The sequence below is a fragment of the Micromonospora sp. NPDC000121 genome (assembly GCF_042899165.1).
Classification (GTDB): domain Bacteria; phylum Actinomycetota; class Actinomycetes; order Mycobacteriales; family Micromonosporaceae; genus Micromonospora.
In genome coordinates this window covers 46603-65378 of record NZ_JBIAZP010000008.1, presented here as the reverse complement: position 1 = coordinate 65378, position 18776 = coordinate 46603, and the positions used below count along the sequence as shown (strand labels likewise).

General features: G+C 75.5%; 19 protein-coding genes and 1 riboswitch. Of the genes, 11 read left to right on the top strand and 8 right to left on the bottom strand.

The genetic code is table 11. The annotated features are described in order from the left end of the window. Position 1: 1 nt before the first annotated feature. Both ACFY23_RS22245 and ACFY23_RS22240 read right to left on the bottom strand, forming a co-directional pair. Positions 2-475, bottom strand: coding sequence for an SRPBCC family protein (locus ACFY23_RS22245; protein ID WP_350684663.1), 474 nt, complete (start codon positions 473-475; stop codon positions 2-4). Between the two features lie 186 nt (positions 476-661). Beyond that, entirely contained in the window at positions 662-1267 is a 606-nt protein-coding gene (locus ACFY23_RS22240; RefSeq protein ID WP_350684664.1) for an AAA family ATPase, read from the bottom strand. Positions 1268-1281: 14 nt separating this feature from the next. Between ACFY23_RS22240 and ACFY23_RS22235 the strand changes: the two genes are divergently transcribed. Both ACFY23_RS22235 and ACFY23_RS22230 read left to right on the top strand, forming a co-directional pair. Further along, positions 1282-2292: a tyrosine-type recombinase/integrase gene (locus ACFY23_RS22235; protein ID WP_350684665.1), complete on the top strand. Its 1011-nt coding sequence runs from the start codon at positions 1282-1284 to the stop codon at positions 2290-2292. After that, on the top strand, positions 2289-3302 hold the full coding sequence (locus ACFY23_RS22230) for a hypothetical protein (RefSeq protein ID WP_350684666.1): 1014 nt from the start codon (positions 2289-2291) through the stop codon (positions 3300-3302). Before ACFY23_RS22235 ends, ACFY23_RS22230 begins: the two co-directional genes overlap by 4 nt. 163 nt (positions 3303-3465) lie before the next feature. Here the strand turns inward: ACFY23_RS22230 and ACFY23_RS22225 are convergent, their stop codons facing one another. After that, positions 3466-4332, bottom strand: coding sequence for a tetrahydrofolate dehydrogenase/cyclohydrolase catalytic domain-containing protein (locus ACFY23_RS22225; RefSeq protein ID WP_350684667.1), 867 nt, complete (start codon positions 4330-4332; stop codon positions 3466-3468). Positions 4333-4344: 12 nt separating this feature from the next. Beyond that, positions 4345-4429, bottom strand: a riboswitch (ZMP/ZTP riboswitch). A gap of 15 nt (positions 4430-4444) precedes the next feature. Then, entirely contained in the window at positions 4445-5224 is a 780-nt protein-coding gene (locus ACFY23_RS22220) for an endonuclease/exonuclease/phosphatase family protein (RefSeq protein WP_350684668.1), read from the bottom strand. Positions 5225-5434: 210 nt separating this feature from the next. On the opposite strand from ACFY23_RS22220, the gene ACFY23_RS22215 reads away from it, so the two are divergent. Then, a complete protein-coding gene (locus ACFY23_RS22215; protein WP_350684669.1) occupies positions 5435-6211 on the top strand; it encodes a TSUP family transporter in 777 nt (258 codons plus the stop codon). 142 nt (positions 6212-6353) lie between these two features. On the opposite strand, the gene ACFY23_RS22210 is transcribed toward ACFY23_RS22215, so the two are convergent. Continuing rightward, positions 6354-6965, bottom strand: a complete 612-nt coding sequence (locus tag ACFY23_RS22210; RefSeq protein ID WP_350684670.1) for a malonic semialdehyde reductase — start codon at positions 6963-6965, stop codon at positions 6354-6356. A gap of 101 nt (positions 6966-7066) precedes the next feature. On the opposite strand from ACFY23_RS22210, the gene ACFY23_RS22205 reads away from it, so the two are divergent. The 3 genes from ACFY23_RS22205 to ACFY23_RS22195 all read left to right on the top strand — a co-directional run bounded on the left by ACFY23_RS22205 (position 7067) and on the right by ACFY23_RS22195 (position 10156). Beyond that, positions 7067-7423: a helix-turn-helix domain-containing protein gene (locus ACFY23_RS22205; RefSeq protein WP_350684671.1), complete on the top strand. Its 357-nt coding sequence runs from the start codon at positions 7067-7069 to the stop codon at positions 7421-7423. 83 nt (positions 7424-7506) lie between these two features. Beyond that, positions 7507-8283, top strand: a complete 777-nt coding sequence (locus ACFY23_RS22200; protein ID WP_350684672.1) for a GNAT family N-acetyltransferase — start codon at positions 7507-7509, stop codon at positions 8281-8283. A 292-nt stretch (positions 8284-8575) separates the two neighbouring features. Beyond that, a complete protein-coding gene (locus ACFY23_RS22195; RefSeq protein WP_350684673.1) occupies positions 8576-10156 on the top strand; it encodes a VWA domain-containing protein in 1581 nt (526 codons plus the stop codon). A 177-nt stretch (positions 10157-10333) separates the two neighbouring features. Here ACFY23_RS22195 and def read toward each other — a convergent pair whose 3' ends face one another. Continuing rightward, entirely contained in the window at positions 10334-10843 is a 510-nt protein-coding gene (def, locus tag ACFY23_RS22190; RefSeq protein WP_350687511.1) for a peptide deformylase, read from the bottom strand. 10 nt (positions 10844-10853) lie between these two features. Beyond that, positions 10854-11642 (bottom strand): TetR/AcrR family transcriptional regulator, encoded by a 789-nt coding sequence (locus ACFY23_RS22185; RefSeq protein WP_350687513.1) that lies wholly within the window; start codon positions 11640-11642, stop codon positions 10854-10856. Positions 11643-11714: 72 nt separating this feature from the next. Between ACFY23_RS22185 and ACFY23_RS22180 the strand changes: the two genes are divergently transcribed. The 4 genes from ACFY23_RS22180 to ACFY23_RS22165 all read left to right on the top strand — a co-directional run bounded on the left by ACFY23_RS22180 (position 11715) and on the right by ACFY23_RS22165 (position 17176). Further along, a complete protein-coding gene (locus ACFY23_RS22180) occupies positions 11715-12695 on the top strand; it encodes an ATP-binding cassette domain-containing protein (protein WP_350819545.1) in 981 nt (326 codons plus the stop codon). Further along, positions 12692-13507 carry an ABC transporter permease gene (locus tag ACFY23_RS22175; protein ID WP_350687387.1) on the top strand — a complete coding sequence of 272 codons (816 nt, stop codon included), beginning with the start codon at positions 12692-12694 and terminating at the stop codon, positions 13505-13507. Before ACFY23_RS22180 ends, ACFY23_RS22175 begins: the two co-directional genes overlap by 4 nt. A gap of 112 nt (positions 13508-13619) precedes the next feature. Continuing rightward, entirely contained in the window at positions 13620-16358 is a 2739-nt protein-coding gene (locus tag ACFY23_RS22170; RefSeq protein ID WP_350819547.1) for a DEAD/DEAH box helicase, read from the top strand. Next, positions 16355-17176, top strand: coding sequence for an SWIM zinc finger family protein (locus ACFY23_RS22165; protein WP_350686076.1), 822 nt, complete (start codon positions 16355-16357; stop codon positions 17174-17176). Before ACFY23_RS22170 ends, ACFY23_RS22165 begins: the two co-directional genes overlap by 4 nt. 83 nt (positions 17177-17259) lie before the next feature. Here ACFY23_RS22165 and ACFY23_RS22160 read toward each other — a convergent pair whose 3' ends face one another. Continuing rightward, on the bottom strand, positions 17260-17742 hold the full coding sequence (locus ACFY23_RS22160; RefSeq protein WP_350686074.1) for a MarR family transcriptional regulator: 483 nt from the start codon (positions 17740-17742) through the stop codon (positions 17260-17262). Positions 17743-17790: 48 nt separating this feature from the next. On the opposite strand from ACFY23_RS22160, the gene pip reads away from it, so the two are divergent. Continuing rightward, entirely contained in the window at positions 17791-18750 is a 960-nt protein-coding gene (pip, locus tag ACFY23_RS22155) for a prolyl aminopeptidase (protein ID WP_350686072.1), read from the top strand. Positions 18751-18776 lie beyond the last annotated feature (26 nt).

Here is an 18776-nt window from a genome sequence, read left to right as displayed (position 1 = left end):
CTCAGTCGTCCGTCGACATTTCCCAGGGGGCCGAGGAAAGGGCCTCCCCGGTTTCGAGCAGCGACTTGAGATTCGCGAGGATGGCGGGCCATCCCTGCGAGATCCCGGTGTGCATCTCCTGGTCGGCGAGATTCTCGTGGGTCACGGTGAGACGGACGAAGTCATCGTGCCGCTCGACGAGGAACGTGACGACCGACGGGCCTCCGGGCGGCTCGTCGCCGGGCGCCGCGAAGGTGATCACCAGGCGTGTCGGCGGCTCCGCCTCGACGACCCGACCGACGACGTCGACCTCACCTGAGCCGTCGGTGCGACGGTGCTCCCAGGTGGACCCCGGCTGCCAGTCGGAGACGTTGGCGTGCCCCCAGTAGGAGGCCGTCAGGTCCGCGTCCGTCAGGGCCCGCCACACCTGTTCGGCGCTGGCGCGGATGTACGTGACGTAGACGTAGGTCGGCGGGGCCGTCGCCGCGTCGGTCATGGCGTGCTCCTCTGCCTGGTTCCTGATGGCGCTGATGGCTTGCAGGCGGGGCTTCGCTCACCCCACCGGTTATGCAGGTGTACGCCTGCATAATCCATCCCCTTCCGCCGGCTGGTGCGGCGTGGCAACCGAGCTCCGGGCGGGGCGTAGCCCTGGCAGACGGTGCAGGGACGGCGGCGACCGGTGTCATCCCGGCGCCGACGGGAGGTCGGCGAGCCGTCGCAGGTGCGCCTCCACCAGGGCGACCCGCGCCGCCAACGGGGCTGGCGGGACGGCGACGATCTCGTGGCCGTGATCCCGGTAGACCTGCTCGTGGACGCGGCCGAACACCAGTGACTCGGCGTAGTCGATCCGGCGGGCGGCGGTGCGGGTCACGAAGCCGAGCGGCTCGACGAGGAACACCGGACGCTGGTAGGCGCCCTCCCGCAGCACCCGTTCCACCTCGGCGGCGAGCGTCGGCCCGACGGGGCGGCCCAGGTATCGCGCGAGGGCCAGGGTGCACAGCGGGGATCTGTCGTGGACCTGCACCGGCCCCTGCGACCCGGCCGCCTCCCGCCGTTCGCGTTGCAGGCGCGCCACCGCGTCGACGAAGCCGGCCGCGCGCCACGGTTCGGCGTCGCCGCGCGCCTGCCCCGCGGCGATGACGTCGGTGGCCGCCTCGGCGACGACGCTCCACCCCCGACGTCGCAGCGCGTCGGCGAGTGTCGTCTTCCCCGCCCCAGGTGCGCCGGTGAGCGCGTACCGTTGCACGTTCTCCCCTCTCCCGCCGTTGCCAGCGAACACGAAATTCATGCATAATAGTGCTTATGCATGACAAACCGGACGAATCGGTGTTGCGATTGATCGAGGAGTTCCTGACCGCCCGCGCCACCCGCAAGCCCTCCCCCCACACCCTCGGGGCGTACCGGCGGGACCTGCGCACCGTCGCCGCGCTGGCGGCCGAGCAGACCACCCCTCCCCTCCCCCTCGCCGAGTTGCCGCTGGCCGCCCTCACTCCCCGGGCCATGCGGGCGGCCTTCGCCCGCTTCGCCGCTCCCCGGGCGGCCGCCTCGGTGCACCGGGCCTGGTCGACCTGGAACAGCTTCTTCTCCTTCCTGGTCGCCGACGGGGTGGTCGCCGGCAACCCGATGCCGGCGGTCGGGCGGCCCCGTGCGCCACTCCCCCAGCCCAAGCCCCTGCGCGGGGCGGACACCCCCGAGCAGCTGCTGGCCTCGGTGGCGCGGCAGGAGGGCCGGCAGCGCGACCCGTGGCCGGAGCGGGACCTGGCGGTGCTGGCGTTGGCGCTGTGCGCGGGGCTGCGGCTGTCGGAACTGCTGGCGTTGCGGGTCGGTTCGCTGGCGGGTCGCCCGGGTGAGCGGCGCGTCGACGTCGCCGGCAAGGGTGGGCGTCCGCGCGTGGTGCCGGTCGAGCCGGAACTGGACCGGGTGCTGGTGGGCTACCTGGACAGTCGCGCCCGCCGGTTCGGGTCGCGGACGGTGCGGCCGGACGCGCCGCTGCTGGTGGACCGCCGGGGTGAGCCGCTGCGCCGGGGTGGCCTGCAGTATCTGGTGGAGTCGTGCTACCGGCGGGCCGGCATCACCGACCGGGTGCCGCGCGGGGCGCGGTTGCACGCGTTGCGGCACACGTTCGCGACGCGGTTGGCGGAGGACGGGGCGAGCGCGGCGGAGATCATGCGGCTGCTGGGGCACGCGTCGCTGGCGTCGTCGCAGACCTACATCGAGGTGACGGCCGGGCAGCAGCGCGAGGCGGTGCGGTCCAACCGTACCAACCGGGCGTTGGCGGCGTTGGCCCCGGCCGAGCGGGGGGCGTGGTCGTGAGGGCGGGTGCGGCGCGCGCGGTGGCGGCGGCGTGGGTGCGGGCGTACGCGGCGCGGGAGCCGGGTGTGGAGGGTGCGGTGCTCAGCGGGTCGGTGCTGGGAATGGCGGCCGACGAGGTGGTGCCGCCGTGGTCGGACGTGGACGTGCTGGTGGTGCGGTCGGAGCCGGCGGAGAAGTTGGGGAAGTTCCGCTGGGGTGGGGTGCTGCTGGAGGTCACGTTCGTGACGTGGGAGGACCTGGGGTCGCCGGAGGACGTGTTGGGCTCGTTCGTGTTCGCGGGGTGTTTCCGGGGTGACGGGGTGCTGCTGGATCCGACGGGGCGGCTGGCGTGGTTGCGGGCGCGGGTGTCGGCGGGGTTCGCCGACGCGGCGTGGGTGCGGCGGCGGTGTGCGGGGGTGCGGGCGCGGATCGAGGCGGGGTTGCGGGGCGTGGACGGCTCGGGGGCGTTGCACGAGCAGGTGACGGGGTGGTTGTTCCCGACGTCGTTGACGGCGGTGTTGCCGCTGGTGGCGGGGTTGGTGGAGCCGACGGTGCGGCGGCGGTACGTGGTGGCGCGGGAGGTGCTGGCGGCGTACGGCCTGGTGGACCGGTATGCGGCGGTGCTGGACCTGTTGGACGGTGGTGGGGTGTCGGCGGGTCGGGTGTCGGAGCATCTGGCGGGGTTGGCGCGCACGTTCGACGTGGCGGCGCAGGTGGCGCGGACGCCGTTCTTCTTCAGTGCGGACATCACGCCGGCGGCGCGGCCGGTGGCGGTGGACGGCAGTGCGGCGCTGGTGGCGGCGGGGAGGCACCGGGAGGCGATGTTCTGGATCGTGGCGACGTACGCGCGGTGTCATGCGGTGCTGGCGGTGGACGCGCCGGAGCGTGGGGTGGAGTTGGCGCCGTCGTTCGAGGCGGCGGTGGCGGATCTGGGGGTGTCGTCGGCGGCGGATCGTCGGCGGCGGGCGGACGAGGTGTTGGCGTTCCTGCCGGGGTGGTGGTCGACGGTGGAGCGGATCGTGGGGCGGTGAGCGCTTCGGCCCGGCCGTTGACGGCGTGGGCGATGGCGCGGCGGGGTCGGCGGATGGCGGGGGTCGGTCTCGTGGCGGCGGCGGGGTTGGTGGCCGCCGGTAGGCGTGTCCCGTGCCGGCGACGCCCCGCCGCGCGAGGGGCGTCGCCGGCACGGGGGTGGGGTCAGGCGTGGCCGGTGGCGCGGCGGGCGGCGTCGAGGGCGTTGCGGAAGAGCATGGCGACGGTGGTGGGGCCTACTCCCCCGACGCGGGGGGTGATGGCGCCGGCGACGTCGGCGCAGGTCTCGTCGACGTCGGGCAGCAGGCGGCGGCCTTCGTAGCGGACGCCGCCGCCGATGACGGTGGCGCCGGGGCGGACGTGTTCGGGCTGGATGATGCCGGGGACGCCGGCGGCGGCGATGAGGATGTCGGCGCGGCGGGTGTGGGTGGCCCAGTCGGGCACGCCGGTGTGGACGACGGTGACGGCGGCGTTGGCGGTGGGGCGTTTCTGGGTGAGCAGCAGGGCGAGGGGGCGGCCGAGGGTGGCGCCGCGGCCGAGGATGACGACGTCGCGGCCGGCGACGGGGATGTCGTGGAAGGCGAGCAGGGCTTCGATGCCGGCGGGGGTGCAGGGCAGCGGGCCGGGTAGGCCGAGGGCGAGTCGTCCCATGTTGAGCGGGTGCATGCCGTCGACGTCGAGGTCGGGGTCCATGGTCTGCAGGGCCCGGTCGTAGTCGAGGTGGGCGGGGATGGGGTGCTGGATGAGCAGGCCGTGGACGTCGGGTGCGGTGTTGAAGTCGGCGATGACGCGGTGCAGGTCGGCCTGGGTGGCGGTGGCGGGCAGGTGGACGTGGGGTGAGTCGAAGCCGAGTTCGGCGGCTTGGCGCTGTTTGATGCGGATGTAGCCGGCGCTGGCGTCGTCGTCGCCGACGAGGATGGTGGCGAGGCTGGGGGTGGTGCCGGCGGCGCGCAGGGCGGTGACGCCGGCGGCGACGTCGGTGAGGATGCGCTCGGCGACGGGGGCGCCGGGCAGGAGTCGGGCGGTGGGCATGCTGCTCCTTCAGGCGGAGGCCCAGGCGGTCGACCTCTGCTCGTGGAGCTCCCCGATGGTTGTTGCCATCCCCTGGCCGCCAGTCGCGTCGGGTTCAGCTTGCCACAGGTGCTTAGCCGAGGTCGACCAGGAGGGGGCGGTGGTCGGAGATGGCGGACAGGGGGGTGTGTACGGCGGTGACGGGTGGGAGTCGGTCGATGTCGTGGCGGTCGGCGAGGATGTGGTCGAGTTGCACGCGGGGTTGCCCGGCGGGGTAGGTGGGGCGGCGGCCGAGGGGGCGCCAGCCGGTGAGGAGTCGGGCGGGGCCGGCGGGGAGGTTGAGGTCGCCGAGGAGGATGCGGGGCGCGGGCAGGGTGCGGAGGGCGCGGACGGTCTGGCGGAGTTGGTGGGCGTTCCAGCCGGGGACGAAGGACAGGTGGGTGGCGGCGACGGTGACGGTGCCGTGGGGGGTGTCGAGGACGGCGGCGAGGACGACGCGGGGTTCGTCGTGCAGGAGGGTGAGTCCGCCGCCGGGTCCGGGGACGTAGACGGGTGAGCGTACGGGGGCGGGGCGCAGGCGGGTGACCTGCCAGCTGCGGACGCGGTGGCGGGTGACGAGGCCGACGCCGTAGCAGGGTTCGCCGTGTCCGTCGTCGTCGTGGCGCAGGGGGCGGAACTGTTCGCCGGGGGTGCCGACGACGGCGGCGGCGAAGCGGTGTTCGTCGGCGCCGAGGGCGCGGGCGGCGATGGCGGTGAGGTCGAGTTTGCCGCTGCGGCTCTGGTCGCGGTCGACTTCCTGGAGGGCGAGGACGTCGGCGTCGAGGGCGGTGACGGCGGCGGTGAGCCGGTCGGGGTCGACGAGGCCGTCGGTGAGGGACCGGCCGTGCAGCAGGTTGAAGGTGGCCAGGCGCACGTTTGCACCCTACGTGGCCGTGGGAGGGTTGCCGGGTGTTGAAGGTTCTCCTGTGTTCGATGGTGCTGTTCGTGGCGTTGGGCGCGGTGGGTGTGTGGTTGCGTCGGCGGCGGGGTCGGTGAGGCGGTGCGGGTCGGTGGGGGTTTGTGCTGGTGAGGCTGGCCACAGGTGGTCTCGTGGGGCGGCCGGTGGTGGGAAGAATGGCGGCCCGTGGAGCCTCTGTCGCTGACTACTCTGCTCGCTGCGGCCGCCATGGCCGGTTGGGTCGATGCCGTGGTGGGCGGTGGTGGGTTGTTGCTGTTGCCGGCGTTGATGGTGGCGGCGCCGGGGATGCCGGTGGCGTCGGCGTTGGGGACGAACAAGCTGGCGGCGATCGCGGGTACGGCGACGGCGGCGGTGACGTACGCGCGGCGTACGAAGATCGACTGGGCGGTGGCGGGGCCGTCGGCGGGGTTGGCGGTGTGTTGCGCCGGGTTGGGTGCGGCGTTGGCGGGGGCGGTGCCGGCGTCGGCGTACCGGCCGGTGGTGTTGGTGGTGCTGGTGTCGGTGGCGGTGTTCGTGGTGCTGCGTCCCCGGTTGGGGGTGGTGGCGCAGCCGGAGCGGCGTACGCGGCGGCGGGTGGCCGTGGTGGTGGCGGTGGCGGGTGTGGGGATCGCCCTGTACGACGGGTTGATCGGGCCGGGCACAGGGACGTTCCTGGTGTTGGCGTTCACCGCGTTGGTGGGCGCGGACTTCGTGCACGGTTCGGCGATGGCGAAGATCGTGAATGCGGGGACGAACCTGGGGGCGTTGGTGGTGTTCGCGGCGTCCGGGCACGTGTGGTGGTTGCTGGGGGCGGCGATGGCGGTGTGCAACATCGCCGGGGCCGCGCTCGGGGCGCGGATGGCGTTGCGGCGTGGCTCCGGCTTTGTGCGGATCGTGCTGTTGGTGGTGGTGTTGGCGCTGGTGGGCAAGCTCGGCTATGACCAGTGGGTGGCGTTGACCTGACGGCTTGCCGGCGTCGAGGCCGGCCTCGGTGTGTGATGGCTGTCCCGGGTGTGAGGCCGGCCGTCGGTGCCGCGGCCTGACGGCTTTCGCGGCGGCGACGGCCGGCCTCGGTGTCGGTCGGTTTGTTCGGTGCCGACGGGTGTCAGGCGTGCCGGACGATGTCGGTGTAGTCGAGGCGGGGCAGGCGCGGGAACCAGGCGTTCTCGCCGGGCCGGCCGATGTTGACCACGAGCAGGCTCTTCCAGGTGGAGTCGGTGAAGAACTCCCGGTCGACGCCGGCGGCGTCGAAGCCCCCCATGGGGCCGGCGGCGAGGCCGGCGGCGCGGACGGCGAGGAGGAAGTAGCCGATCTGCAGGGTGGCGTTGAAGCGGGCCATCTGCTCGCGGGCCTCAAGGTTGCCGGCGAGGTCGTCGCGCAGCTGCGGCAGGATCGGGAACACCTGCGGCAGGAACTCGTGGAAGTCGGTGTCGGCGGCGAGCACGGCGACCATGGGCGCGGTGCGGGTCTTGTCCTGGTTGCCCCCGTTCATGTGGGCGACCAGTCGGGTGCGGGCGTCGCCGGGGCCGACGAAGAGGATGCGCAGGGGCTGGGCGTTGACCGCGGTGGGCGGGAACTTGGCGAGTTCGACGATCGCCCGGAGCTGCTCCTCGGTGACCGGCTCGTCGGTGAAGGTGTTGGCGGTCCGGGCGTCGGTGAACAGCAGCGCCTGGGCCTCGGGGTCCAGGGTGATCAGGGGCGAGAACACATCGGTCATCGGGGTATCTCCATGCGACGGGACTGGATGGCTACGGTGACAGTAGCAGCTAGCTTTTTAGTAGTTCCATGTTCCGTCGGTCACCGCCGTATCCTGGGGCCATGACGGTCGAACGGGAGGTCGACGGCGCGCGCCGGGCGTGCCAGGGGGGCATCACCCGGGCCTTCGCGTTCCTCGGCAAGCGGTGGAACGGCATGCTCCTGGGCACCCTCGCCGACGGTCCGGCCGGGTTCGCCGAGCTGGCCCGCGCCCTGCCCGGGATCAGCGAGTCCGTCCTGTCCGACCGGCTGGGCGAGCTGGTCCGGGTCGGGCTGGTCAGCCGGACGGTGCGGCAGGGCCCGCCGCTGGGGGTGAGCTACGAGCTGACCGAGCGGGGCGCCGCGCTGGTGCCGGCCCTCGACGCGCTGGCCCGCTGGGCGGACGAGAACCTCCCGGCCACGCCACCCACGGGCTGCTGACCCGCGCCACCGCGCCGGCCCGGCCCACGCGGCTCGCGCGCGCCGGCGGTGGGCCCGCCGGCCACATGTGTGATCATCAGCGGATGCCGGTACGCGCCGAACACGACCGGGCCGTCCTCGCCGAGCTGCTGGGGCGCGACCCGGTGCTGCACGCCTACCAGTTGGGCGACCTGGACGACTTCTTCTGGCCGTACACCTCCTGGTTCCGCCGGGGCGAGGAGGTGGCGTTGCTGTACCACGGGGCCGACCCGCCCGCCCTGCTGGCGTTCGCGCCACCGCCGCGGGTCGCGCACATGGCGGCGCTGTTGCGGGAACTGGCGCCGGTGCTGCCGGCCCGGCTGTGGGCGCACCTGTCCCCCGGCCTGGAGGCGGCGCTGGCCGGGGCGTACCGGGTGGAGCCGTCCGGTCCGCATTACAAGATGGCGCTGACCGACCCGGCCCGGCTGGCCGCGACCCCGCCCGCCGGGGTGGTGCTGGGCGCCGCGGACCTGCCGGCGCTGCACCGGCTGTACGCGGACGCCTACCCCGGCAACTGGTTCGACCCGCGGATGCTGGACACCGGCCAGTACGTGGGCATCCGCGAGGGCGCCGAGGTGCTGGCCGTCGCCGGGGTGCACGTGTTCTCACCGGCGTACCGGGTGGCGGCGTTGGGCAACGTGACCACCCATCCCCGGGCCCGCGGGCGCGGGCTGGCCGCGGCGGCGGTGGCCGCGCTGTGCGGGCGGCTGCTGACCAGCGTCACGCACGTCACGCTGAACGTGAAGGCGGACAACGGGCCGGCCGTGCGGCTCTACGAGCGGCTGGGCTTCACCCGGGTCGCCGACTACGGGGAGTACGCGTTGACCGCCTGCGGGCGGTGACGGCGCTGAACCGGTGGCCGGGACCGTCGAGCCGTGCGTCCGGCGACCACGGGCCGCGCGGTCGGGCGTTCGCACCGGGTGGCGCGTGCGGCGCGACCGTCCGGCGGCCGGGCCCGGACGACCGGCCGAGGGCCGACGTGAGAACCCTTTCACCTGCATGTGCGGCCGTCGATCGGGGTCGGGAACCCGACGCTGAGCGGTGCTGGTGTCGGACCGGCGGGGGCCCGTCCCGGCCCTAGCGTCTCCCGGCAGAGGTCGCGTGCGACGCGCGGCGGAGCTGAAGGAGCAACGCATGGCAGCAGCAGCAGTGCCCTGGCGGCGAACACGGACGGTGAGCCTGCTCGCCGGCGTGACGGCGGTGGTGACCGCGCTGGCGACGCCCGCGGCGGCGGCGCCCGGGGTGAACCCGGTCCTCGTGGACCGCGACGCCGACCCCGGCACCTCGATCGGCGTCAGCAAGGTGGTGTCCACTCCGCCGATCCCGCCGAAGCCCGACGTGGTGCTGCTGGTCGACACGACCGGCAGCATGGGCGGGGCGATCGCCAACGTACGGACCAACCTGCAGCAGGTCATCACCGACGTGCGCGCGGCGCAGCCGTCGGCGCAGTTCGCGGTGGCCTCCTACCGGGACACCGGGGACGGCGTGGAGCTGTTCCGGGTGCGCCAGGACCTGACCGACGACGCGACGGCCCTGCAGAACGCGGTGAACGGGCTGGCCGCCGGCGGCGGCGGGGACACCCCGGAGGCGTGGGTGAACGCGCTGGTCGAGGTGTCCGAGGGGGCGATCGGCTACCGGTCGGGCAGCAGCCGGATCGTGGTGCTGGTGGGTGACGCGCCGAGCCACGACCCGAGCAACGGGCGCACCCTGGCCCAGGCGACGGCGGCGTTGCAGGCCGACGAGGCGCGGCTGCTGGCGGTCAACGTCAGCGGCGGCGGTGGCGGCCTGGACGCGACCGGGCAGGCCACGGCGGCGGTGTCGGCCACCGGCGGGCAACTGGTGGGCAGCTCCCCCGACACGGTCACCGCCGCGATCCTGGCGGGCCTGCGGGACCTGGACGTCACGGTCACCCCGACCGTGACGTCGTGCGACGCGGGCCTGTCGGTGGGCTTCGACGCGGCGTCGCGGACGCAGCAGTCGGGCACCGACGTGCCGTTCGCCGAGACGATCACGGTGGCGGCGGACGCCGCGCAGGGCGCCGAGCTGACCTGCACGGTGGACTTCCTGCTCAACGGCCTATCCGGCGGGCCGGCGTTCACGCAGCAGATCCGCGTGCGGGTCAACGACGTCACCCCGCCGACCGTGGTCGTCGACGACCGGACGGTGGAGGCGACCAGCCCGGCCGGCGCGGTCATCGACTACCCGGCGACGGCGACCGACAACGTCGACGGTCCGCTGACCCCGACGTGCGTGCCGCCGCCCGGCTCCACGTTCCCGCTGGGCGCGACGACGGTGACGTGCACGGCCACCGACGCGGCCGGCAACACCGGCAGCGACACCGCCGTGATGCGGGTGGTGGACACCACGCCGCCGGCGACGGCGTGCGTGCCGACGAACAACCCCAGCGGGGACAACATCCCCGGCTCGTACAACCCGGACGGGTTCTACGAGCTGACGTCGACGGACGTGGTGGACACGGCGGTGGAGGTGTTCATCGGTGACGCGGCGGACCCGAGCGTGCGGTTCGGGCCGTTCCCGGCCGGCACGAAGATCAAGCTGGTGCAGGCGCCGGGTGCGCAGTCGCGGGTGAAGGACGGCACCGGCGACATCGACTACAAGGTGACCCTGCGCGGCGACGCGCTGATCGTCGGCGTGGACGACGCGGGCAACGCCTCGTCGCCGGCGGTGTGCCTGGTGGCTCCCCCGCCGAAGTGACGGCCGCAGCGCGCGGGGGTGAGCCCCGCGGGTGACGTCCCGGCCGCCGGGCCCCGTCGGGGTCCGGCGGCCGTTCGCGTACGCGCCGAGGCCGGCCGGTCGCGGCGCCCGCGCCGGTTCACGGGCGGCGGGTCGCCGTGCCCCTGCGCCGGTTTGCGGGTGGCGGGGCGCGGCGGTTCAGCCGTGGCGGCTGGGCGAGTCGAAGCGGCCGGCGCGCATCTCGCGCAGCGCCCGGCGGCGGGTGTCCCCGCGCAGCGTGTCGACGTACAGGCGGCCGGCGAGGTGGTCGGTCTCGTGCTGCAGGGCCCGGGCGAGGAACCCGCTGCCGGAGATCGTCAGCTGCTCGCCGTGCTGGTCGAAGCCGTGGGCGGTGGCGTGCATCGCCCGGGGGGTCGGGAAGTAGAGACCGGGGATCGACAGGCAGCCCTCGTCGTCGTCCTGCAGTTCCTCCGACAGCTCCAGCGTCGGGTTGACCAGGTGGCCGCGGTGGCCGTCGGCGTCGTAGACGAACACCTGCGCGTTGACGCCGATCTGGGGCGCGGCGACGCCGGCGCGGCCGGGGGCGCCGAGCAGGGTGTCCATCAGGTCGGTGACCAGGGCGCGTAGTTCGGCGTCGAAGCTGGTCACCGGCTCGCTCGGGGTGCGCAGCACGGGGTCGCCGATGATCCTGATGGGCCGCATCGTCATGCCGGCAAGGTTATCCGTCGTCGCCGGAGGTGGCGGCGCCCGGGCGGGCCGCCACGAGCACCTCGACGCCGTCGAGGATGCGGGCCAGGCCGAACTCGAAGGCGCGGGCGGGGTCGCCGGCGGCCTGGTACTCCTGGCCGGCGGCGGTGCCGACGCGCGCCGCGAGGGGGTAGCGGCGCGGGTCGAGGGCCTTCTCCAGGTAGGGGGCGTGGGCCTGCCACCACTGTTGCTCGGTCATGCCGGTGTGCGCGGCGGCCTGGGCGGCCTCCACGGCGCTGCGCACGGCCCCGTGGACGTACCCGGAGACGAGGGTGATGACGGCGTCCATCTCCAGGTCGGTCAGGCCGATGCCGTCGACGGCGCGCAGCTCGTACTCGTAGCGGGCGATGACGTTGGGGCCGAGCGGGGGGCGGGTGGTGGCGACCTGGAGCAGCCAGGGGTGGCGCAGGTAGAGCGCCCAGGTCTCGCGGGCGATGTGTGCCAGGCGGCCGCGCCAGCCGCCGGGCACGTCGTCGGGGCGGGCGGTCTCGCCGTAGACGGTGTCGAGCATGACGTCGAGCAGTTCGCCCTTGCCGGGGACGTACGTGTAGAGGGACATGGTGCCGACGCCGAGGCGTTCGGCGACGCGGCGCATGGACAGGGCGGCCAGCCCGTCGGCGTCGGCGACCTCGATGGCGGCGCGGACGATCCGGTCCACCGACAGGTCGGGGCGGCCCTTGCGGCTGGCGCGCTCGCGGGTGCGCCAGAGCAGGGCGAGGCTGCGCGCCGGGTCGCCGGTGCCGCTGTACTCGGTCGTCATGCCGGAACTCTACCGTGCGCCGTACCGTATGGTGTACGGTACGGCGTACGACGACGAGGGGCGGGGGCGCGGATGCACCGGGACGGACCGGCCATCGAGGCCGAGGGACTACGCAAGCGCTACGGCGCCACCGAGGCCCTCGCCGGCCTCGACCTGACGGTGCCCGCCGGCACGGTCTGCGGGCTGCTCGGGCGCAACGGCGCGGGCAAGACCACCGCGGTGCGGGTGCTGAGCACCCTGCTGCGGCCCGACGCCGGCACGGCCCGGGTGGCCGGCGCCGACGTGCGGCGCCACCCCGACCGGGTCCGCGCCCGCATCGGGCTGGTCGGTCAGCACGCCGCCGTCGACGAGGTGCTCAGCGGCCGGCAGAACCTGCTGCTCTTCGGCCGGCTGCACCACCTCGGCGGCGCGCGGGCCCGTGCCCGGGCCACCGAGCTGCTCGCCCGCTTCGACCTGACCGACGCCGCCGACCGGCCCGCCGGCACGTACTCCGGCGGGATGCGCCGCCGCCTCGACCTCGCGGCCAGCCTGCTCCTCGACCCGCCGGTGCTCTTCCTCGACGAGCCCACCACCGGCCTCGACCCGCGCGCCCGGGCCCAGGTGTGGGACGCGGTGCGGGGCCTCGTCGCCGGCGGCACCACCGTGCTGCTGACCACCCAGTACCTCGAGGAGGCCGACCAGCTCGCCGACAGCGTCCGGGTCGTCGACGCCGGCCGGGTGATCGCCGACGGCACCCCGGACGAGCTGAAGGCCGCGCTCGGCGGCGACCGGATCGACGTGGTGCTGGCCCGCGCCGACGAGCTGGACCGGGCGGCGCGGGCCGTCGGCGCCGCCGTCGCGGCGAGGCCCGACGTCGACCCGGCGGCCCTGCGGGTCAGCGTGCCCGTCACCGGGCGCGTCGCCGCGCTGGCCGCCGTGCTGCGTGCGCTCGAGGACGCCGGCCTGACCGCCGCCGACATCGCCGTGCGCCGCCCCACCCTCGACGAGGTGTTCCTGAAGCTGACCGGCGACGACTCCCCCACCGCCCGCCCCGAGGAGAAGGTGACCGCGTGAACGCGACCGTCCACCCGCTGCCGCACCGCCTGCGCTGGGCCGTCGCCGACGGCGTCACGCTCACCGGCCGCGCGCTGGCGCACTGGGTCCGGCAACCCGCCCAGGCGATCGTCGGGCTGCTATTCCCCGTGCTGATGGTGCTGATGTTCGGCTACCTCTTCGGCGGCGCGATGAGCGTGCCCGGCGGCGGCGACTACCGCGAGTTCCTGCTGCCCGGCATGTTCGCCATGACGATGGCCTTCGGCATCGAGTCGACGTACGCGGCCGTGGCCACCGACACCGCCCGCGGCGTCACCGACCGGTTCCGTTCCCTGCCGATGGCGCCCTCCGCGGTGCTCACCGGTCGGGCCGCCGCCGACCTGCTGCACTCCGCCGCCGGCCTGGCCGTCATGCTGGCCTGCGGCGTCGCCGTCGGCTGGCAGTGGCGCGCCGGCGCGCCGGCGGCCCTGGCCGCCGTCGGGCTGCTCCTGCTGCTGCGCTTCGCGCTGATCTGGGTCGGCATCTACCTGGCGCTGGTGCTGCGCAAGCCCGAGTCGGTGGTGGTGCTGCAGATCCTGGTCTGGCCGGTCGGGTTCACCTCCAACGCGTTCGTCGCCCCCGACACCATGCCCGGCCCGCTCGCGGCGATCGCGCAGTGGAACCCGCTGTCCGCGACCGTCGCGGCCTGCCGGGAACTGTTCGGCAACCCCGGCTGGGGCGGCGAGTCGTTCGCCGCGCAGCACGCCGTCGGCCTCGCCGTCGCCTGGCCGCTGCTGCTGGTCGCCGTGTTCCTGCCCCTCGCGGTGGCCCGCTACCGCAGGCTCAGCCGGTGACCGGCGCCGCCACCACGGCGGTGCCGCTCACCCCCACCGAACGCGACCAGGCCGGCGACGACCTGCGCCGTGCCGAGGACCTGACCGCCGACCCGCACCCGGAAGGACGCCCGTGACGATCGGCTCCCACGCCGTCACGTTCACCCCCGCCGACCCGCCCCGCGCCGGGACGCTGCTCGTCTGGTCGCCCGACGGCCGTCCACCGCCCGACGGGCTCGGCGAACCCACCCGGGTGACCCTGGCGACGCCCCCGCACGGCCACCCCACCCCGGTGTCCGCGCGGCGGGCGTCGCTGGCGGCCGGCGTACCGCTGCTGCTCGCCGCGCCGGCCACGGACCCGGCGGCCGCGTTCTGGGCCGCCGCCACCCGGGAGGCCCTGCACCTGGCCGCCCGCGGCCTGCTGCTGCCCGCGGTCACCGCCGCCGGGCACGACACCTGGCGCGTCGGGCCGCTCACCGCCGACGACGAGGCCCGGCAGGCGCGGCTCGCCGCCGCGATGCCCGCCACCGCGCGCGCGACGCCGGTGCCCGGGCGCACCCCCACCTGGCTGCCCGACCCGGCGCGGCTGCTGCGCGACTTCCTCGACGCCGTCGCCGACACCCTGCCCCGCGCCGACGGCGCCTCCGGGGCGTGGGCCGCGCCGACGCCCACCCCCGTCGGGCGGCTGCGCGACTGGGCCGCCCGGGTCGCCGCCCACGCCGACGCGGCCGTACGGCTGTCGCTGCGCCTGGAACACCTCGACACCCCCGACGAACCGTGGCGGCTCGTGGCGCAGGTGCACCGTGCCGCCACGCCGGGGCTGCTCACCGACGCCGCCGCGCTGTGGCACGCCACGGTCCCCGGGTTCCCGCCCGGGTCCCGCGACGCCGCGCTGCTGGCCCTGCGACACGCCGCGCGGGTGTGGCCGCCCCTGGCCGGGCTGCTGGAGGCGGCCGTGCCGGACGCGTTGGCGCTGACCGACGCCCACGTCGTCGACCTGGCCGGCGGCGCGGCCGCCCGCCTCGCCGCCGACGGGATCGACGTGCACTGGCCGGCGGGGCTCGACCGCGACCTCACCGCCTCGGCCGTGCTGCGCTCCCCGACCCGCCGCGCCGGCGGGCCCGGGCTGCTCGCCGAGCCCGGCGACCTGTCGCTGCACTGGCGGCTGAGCCTGCACGGCGCGCCGCTCACCCCGGCCGAGCTGGCCCGGCTCGCCGACGCGCACCGGCCGGTGGTGCGGCTGCGCGAGCGGTGGGTGCTGGTGCCCCCGGAGCTGGCCCGCCGCGCCCGCGACCCGCACGCCGCGACGCTGGCCGCGATGCCCGCGCTGCGCGCCGCGCTGACCGGCGCCACGCACGTCGACGGCGAACGCGTCGACGTGACCACCGAGGGCTGGCTGGCCGACGCCGCGCGGCGCCTCGCCGACGGCGGGACCGCTGATCCGGTGCCCGCACCGGCCGGGCTGACCGCGACCCTGCGCGACTACCAGCGGCACGGGCTGCGCTGGCTGGCCCGGCTGACCGCGCTCGGCCTCGGCGGCTGCCTCGCCGACGACATGGGGCTGGGCAAGACCGTCACCCTCATCGCCCTGCACCTGCACCGGCAGGGCGACCCCGCCACCGCCGGCCCGACCCTGGTGCTGTGTCCCGCGTCGCTGCTCGGCAACTGGGAGCGGGAGATCCGGCGCTTCGCCCCCGACACCCCCGTACGCCGCTTCCACGGCCCCGACCGCCACCTCGACGACCTCGAGGGCGGGTTCGTCCTCACCACCTGGGCAACCCTGCGCCGCGACGCGACCCGGCTGGCCGCCCGGCGGTGGCCGCTGCTCGTCGCCGACGAGGCACAGCACGTGAAGAACCCGCACTCGGAGACCGCGACGGCGCTGCGCGCGATCCCCGCCGCCGCCCGGGTCGCCCTGACCGGCACGCCCGTGGAGAACGACCTGACCGACCTGTGGGCGATCCTGGACTGGACGACCCCCGGGCTGCTCGGCACCCTGAGCGAGTTCCGCGCCCGCTGGGTCAGGCCGGTGCAGACCGACCGCGACCCCGACGCCGGGCGGGACCTGGCCCGGCTCGTCGGGCCGTTCCTGCTGCGCCGCCGCAAGAGCGACCCCGGCGTCGCCCCGGAGCTGCCCGGCAAGACCGAGACCGACCTGCCCGTCGCGCTCACCGCCGAACAGGCAGCCCTCTACCAGGCGTGCGTCACCGAACTGCTCGACCTGATCGCCGGCACCGACGGCTTCGCCCGGCACGGGCTGGTGGTCAAGCTGCTCACCGCGCTGAAGCAGATCTGCAACCACCCCGCCCAGTACCTGCGCCAGACCGCGCCACCGCTGGCCGGCCGCTCCGGCAAACTCGACCTGCTCGACGAGCTGCTCGACACGATCCTGCCCGCCGGCTCCGCGGTGCTCGTGTTCACCCAGTACGTGGCGATGGCCCGGCTGCTGCACCGGCACCTGACCGACCGGGGCGTCGGCGCGCTGCTGCTGCACGGCGGGCTGCCCGTCGCCACCCGCGACGACCTGGTCCGCCGCTTCGACGCCGGCGAGGCCCCGGTGTTCCTGCTGTCGCTGCGCGCCGCCGGCACCGGGCTGAACCTCACCCGCGCCGACCACGTCGTGCACTACGACCGCTGGTGGAACCCGGCTGTGGAGGACCAGGCCACCGACCGGGCGTACCGGATCGGGCAGACCCGGCCCGTGCAGGTGCACCGGCTCATCGCCGAGGGCACCGTCGAGGACCGCATCGCCGCGCTGCTCGCCGGCAAGCGGGAACTCGCCGAGGCCGTCCTCGACGCCGGACCGGCCGCCCTGGCCGCGCTCAGCGACACCGAACTGGCCGAACTCGTCACCCTCGGAGGCGACCGATGACCCCGCGCGGCTTCACCGCGTTCCCGCCCGGCCGGGCCCGCCGGCCCCGCACCTGGTGGGGCTCGGCGTGGAACCGGGCGTGGGAGGCCGACGCCCTCGACGCCGCGCCGCTGCGCGCGGGACGCCGGCTGGCCGCCGCCGGGCACGTCGGCCCGATCACCGTCAGCCCCGGCCGGCTCGCCGCCGTCGTGCACGACGGCGACACCGAGCAGGCGTACGCCACGCGGGTGCGCATCACGCCGCTGGACGCCGACGACTGGGTCCTGTTGGCCGGCGAGGTGGCCGCCCGGGCCGGGCACCAGGCGGCGCTGCTGGCGGGGCAGCTGCCGCGCGACCTGGCGGACCTGGCCGGGGTGCGGCTGCTGCCCGGGCTGGGCGAGATCACCCCGGAGTGCGACTGCCCGGAGTGGGACCACCCGTGCCGGCACGCCGCCGCGCTGTGCCACCAGGTGTCCTGGCTGCTGGACGCCGACCCGGCGCTGCTGCTGCTGATCCGGGGCCGCGACGCCCGGCAACTGCTCGCCGCGACGCCGTCCCCCGGCTCCACCGTGCCGCGGCCGGAGGCGACGCCGCCCTCCGGGTCGCCCGGTCAGGCCCGTGTCGCGCCGGAGCCACCCGCCGGGCGTTCCGACGCGGCGGGGACGGCGGCCGTCGAGGCGTACGCCCGCCCGGCGCCGCCCCCGCCGCCGCCCCCGGGGTCGGTGGCGGCGCCGACGCTGCCGTTGCTGCCGCCCGGCCCGGACGTCGACGTCGACGCGTTGCGCCGACTCGTGGCGGTGGCCGCCGAGCGGGCGGCGGACATGCTGCGGCAGCGCTGACCGCCGGTTTCGGCCCGGGCGCCGTCGGCGGCGCGGAGGCTGCCGGCGTGCCCTCGTGGAACGGAGCCGGCGTGCGGCGCCGGTCAGCCCGGCGGCGGCAGCCCGGCGTCGGCGATGCGCTGGCGCATCGGCCGCCGGCGCACCGCGGCGAGCACCTCGTGCAGCAGGTCGGCCAGCGGCACCGGCAGCTCGGTGTCCAGTTCGCGCATCGCGGCGGTCGTCGCCGCCCACTCCGCCTCGATCACCGGCAGCAGCTCGCGGGCCCGGTCGGTCAGGTGCACGATGCGCTGCCGGGCGTCCGCCCCGGGGGTCAGCTCGACCAGGCCGGCGCGGGCCATCTGGGCGATGGTCTGGCTGGCCGCCGAGTGGGTGACCCCCACCCGGCGGGCCAGGTCGCGGATGGGCAGCGGCCCGTCGGCCACCAGCACCCGCAGCGGCGGCGAGAACCGGGGCCGGTAGTCGGCCAGGCCCCGCTCGGCGTACACCGCGGCGACGTCGCCGTCGAGCACGTCGAGGACGTGCCGCAGCAGCGTGCCCACGGCCTCCCGGTCCGGTGCGTCAGTCACCCCGCTAATGTAACAGCGCTGTTGTATCTGGACGAGGGAGGACGGACGATGACGCAGCGGTACCCCCTGACGGAGCCGTACGCGCACGGGATGCTCGACGTCGGCGACGACCAGCTCGTGTACTGGGAGACCTGCGGCAACCCCGACGGCAAGCCCGCGGTGGTGCTGCACGGCGGGCCCGGCTCCGGCTGCGGGCCCAACTGGCGGACCTTCTTCGACCCGGCCCGCTACCGGGTGACCCTGTTCGACCAGCGCGGCTGCGGACGCAGCCTCCCGCACGCCGCCGACCCCGCCGTGGACCTTTCCACCAACACCACCGGCCACCTGATCGCCGACGTCGAACGACTGCGCGAACACCTCGGGGTGGACCGCTGGCTGGTGCTCGGCGCGTCCTGGGGGTCCTGCCTCGGGCTGGCGTACGCCCAGCGGCACCCGGAGCGGGTCAGCGAGCTGGTGCTGTTCAGCGTCACCGCCGGCACCCGGCGGGAGATCGACTGGATCACCCGGGACATGGGGCGGGTCTTCCCCGCCGAGTGGGCCCGGTTCCGTGACGGCGTGCCGCCGGCCGACCGCGACGGCGACCTGGCCGACGCGTACGCCCGGCTGCTGGCCGACCCGGACCCGGTGGTGCGCGACCGGGCCGCCCGGGACTGGTGCGCCTGGGAGGACAGCCACGTCGCCACCGTCCCCGGTCACCGGCCCGACCCCCGCTACGCCGACCCGGTGTTCCGGATGGCGATGGTCCGGCTGGTCACCCACTACTGGCGGCACGCCTGCTTCCTGCCCGACGATCAGGTGCTGCGCGAGGTGGGGCGCCTGGCCGGCATCCCCGGGGTGCTGCTGCACGGCCGACTCGACATCAGCAGCCCGCCCGACATCCCGTGGCTGCTGGCGCAGTCCTGGCCCGACGCCCGCTTCGAGCTGCTGGAACGCGCCGGGCACGGCAGCAGGCACGGCATGGCCGAGCGGGTCGTGGCGGCGCTGGACGGCTTCGCCGACCGCCGCTGACGCCCCCGCGCCCCCGCTCGCCACTT

Coding starts and splice junctions, on each gene's coding strand:
- ACFY23_RS22245 (WP_350684663.1), bottom strand. CDS start 475: ATGACCGACGCGGCGACGGCCCCGCCGACCTACGTCTACGTCACGTAC.
- ACFY23_RS22240 (WP_350684664.1), bottom strand. CDS start 1,267: ATGAATTTCGTGTTCGCTGGCAACGGCGGGAGAGGGGAGAACGTGCAA.
- ACFY23_RS22235 (WP_350684665.1), top strand. CDS start 1,282: ATGCATGACAAACCGGACGAATCGGTGTTGCGATTGATCGAGGAGTTC.
- ACFY23_RS22225 (WP_350684667.1), bottom strand. CDS start 4,332: ATGCCCACCGCCCGACTCCTGCCCGGCGCCCCCGTCGCCGAGCGCATC.
- ACFY23_RS22210 (WP_350684670.1), bottom strand. CDS start 6,965: ATGACCGATGTGTTCTCGCCCCTGATCACCCTGGACCCCGAGGCCCAG.
- ACFY23_RS22205 (WP_350684671.1), top strand. CDS start 7,067: ATGACGGTCGAACGGGAGGTCGACGGCGCGCGCCGGGCGTGCCAGGGG.
- ACFY23_RS22200 (WP_350684672.1), top strand. CDS start 7,507: ATGCCGGTACGCGCCGAACACGACCGGGCCGTCCTCGCCGAGCTGCTG.
- ACFY23_RS22195 (WP_350684673.1), top strand. CDS start 8,576: ATGGCAGCAGCAGCAGTGCCCTGGCGGCGAACACGGACGGTGAGCCTG.
- def (WP_350687511.1), bottom strand. CDS start 10,843: ATGACGATGCGGCCCATCAGGATCATCGGCGACCCCGTGCTGCGCACC.
- ACFY23_RS22185 (WP_350687513.1), bottom strand. CDS start 11,642: ATGACGACCGAGTACAGCGGCACCGGCGACCCGGCGCGCAGCCTCGCC.
- ACFY23_RS22180 (WP_350819545.1), top strand. CDS start 11,715: ATGCACCGGGACGGACCGGCCATCGAGGCCGAGGGACTACGCAAGCGC.
- ACFY23_RS22165 (WP_350686076.1), top strand. CDS start 16,355: ATGACCCCGCGCGGCTTCACCGCGTTCCCGCCCGGCCGGGCCCGCCGG.
- pip (WP_350686072.1), top strand. CDS start 17,791: ATGACGCAGCGGTACCCCCTGACGGAGCCGTACGCGCACGGGATGCTC.